The sequence below is a fragment of the Enterococcus silesiacus genome, from assembly GCF_001886225.1.
GTDB lineage: Bacteria > Bacillota > Bacilli > Lactobacillales > Enterococcaceae > Enterococcus_L > Enterococcus_L silesiacus.
The window spans coordinates 1-1,257 of sequence record NZ_JXLC01000061.1 but is presented as its reverse complement, the minus strand read 5'-3'; the positions used below and the strand labels follow the sequence as shown (position 1 = coordinate 1,257).

Genomic DNA, 1,257 nt, shown 5'->3' with positions numbered 1-1,257 from the left:
ATAGATTTGTCGAGAAACGAAGATGGTAAATTAAAAAAACAGTATCAGCGAGCCTCTCTCACTAATACTATTTCAATTATTGGCAATTTGATTAGTGAGTGCATGCTTACTACTCAAGGCTTTACTATCCGACGTCAATCAGATAGTAAAGCACCTTTTTTATTTTTAATTAATTTCTTCAGTTACCATATCTAAGAGAAACTCTGCAAAGTTATTGTATAAAACTTCATTTTTTTGTGCATCTTCAGAAAAACCTGGAAAATATGATGTTATTTTAGGTTCATTATTATTATTTAAGTCTTTGTAGTTCAAACAATACATTTCTCCCATTCCAGTATTATACAAAATAACTAAATGTTTTGGCATGTTTACTAATTTCCGTTCATTTAACGTAGCCCAAACAGTATCTGGAACACCCGAATTTTCAAAATCTTCTCTAAAAACTCCATAAATTTCGATAGAACCAAAAGTTAAAGCGCCAAAACAAGATAAAAAAAGTTCGTAATCTTTTGGAAATTGTATACCCAGAACTGCCTGAGCTTTTTTTATAATATCATCTGAGGCTCCTCCAAAATCGTCTACCAAATTCTCATTCTCTTCAATTAGTTTTTTTGCTTTATTATACTCTGTACTCATTACAACATCTCCTTTATTTAAAATCTTTTGCTCTATTTTTCCAATACTCAGAACGCCATTTATTGAAAGATTTTCTATCTATTCCAGACGGAACTGAATTAGGATTGATATGAATCGTTTTAGAATTACTTTGATGGAAAGACTGCTCTACCTCAGCAATAGAACTTATATCTCGTTGAGTCATATGATGCAAGTTCACTGGATTTGCATCTGGTCCTAAAGGAGCCAATCCTTGTTCCATTCTTTGAAGGTTAGAGCGTCCCTTAACATCTACTTTATTAATATCAATTATACCATCTCTTTGATAAACTCTGGTCCCTTTAAAATCGATATCTTTTTTCCAGTATTCCCTAATTTGTGAATAGTCTTTAGGTACAGTAGCCCCACCAGCTTTCTTATTCTCAACCGTCTTCGTACCTTTATTCGTCGCTAACCGATAAGAAGCAAAGTTAAATCCTAACATCTGCAACGCCTGTCCCAGCTCGTCTTCTGTCATAAACTTATAAGCATCCTCAAGATACTGTCCCGATGCCACTAACGCGCCTAAAACTGGATTATACTTGTCCCCGATTTGTAAGTCTTTCCCATTTCGAAAGGCCACTTTTACCTTATCATCCCAAT

At 34.1% G+C, this 1,257-nt stretch carries 3 protein-coding genes; 1 reads left to right on the top strand and 2 read right to left on the bottom strand.

All coding sequences use genetic code 11. The features are described 5' to 3' along the window. On the top strand, positions 1 to 195 hold a 195-nt coding region (locus RV15_RS18915; RefSeq protein WP_217265846.1), incomplete at its 5' end, for a hypothetical protein. On the opposite strand, the gene RV15_RS18375 is transcribed toward RV15_RS18915, so the two are convergent. Next, positions 166 to 636: an SMI1/KNR4 family protein gene (locus tag RV15_RS18375; protein ID WP_071879431.1), complete on the bottom strand. Its 471-nt coding sequence runs from the start codon at positions 634 to 636 to the stop codon at positions 166 to 168. The genes RV15_RS18915 and RV15_RS18375 overlap by 30 nt on opposite strands. 13 nt (positions 637 to 649) lie before the next feature. Further along, a partial coding sequence (locus RV15_RS18370) for an HNH/ENDO VII family nuclease (protein ID WP_217265845.1) occupies positions 650 to 1,257 on the bottom strand: 608 nt, incomplete at its 5' end.

Coding starts and splice junctions, on each gene's coding strand:
- RV15_RS18375 (WP_071879431.1), bottom strand. CDS start 636: ATGAGTACAGAGTATAATAAAGCAAAAAAACTAATTGAAGAGAATGAG.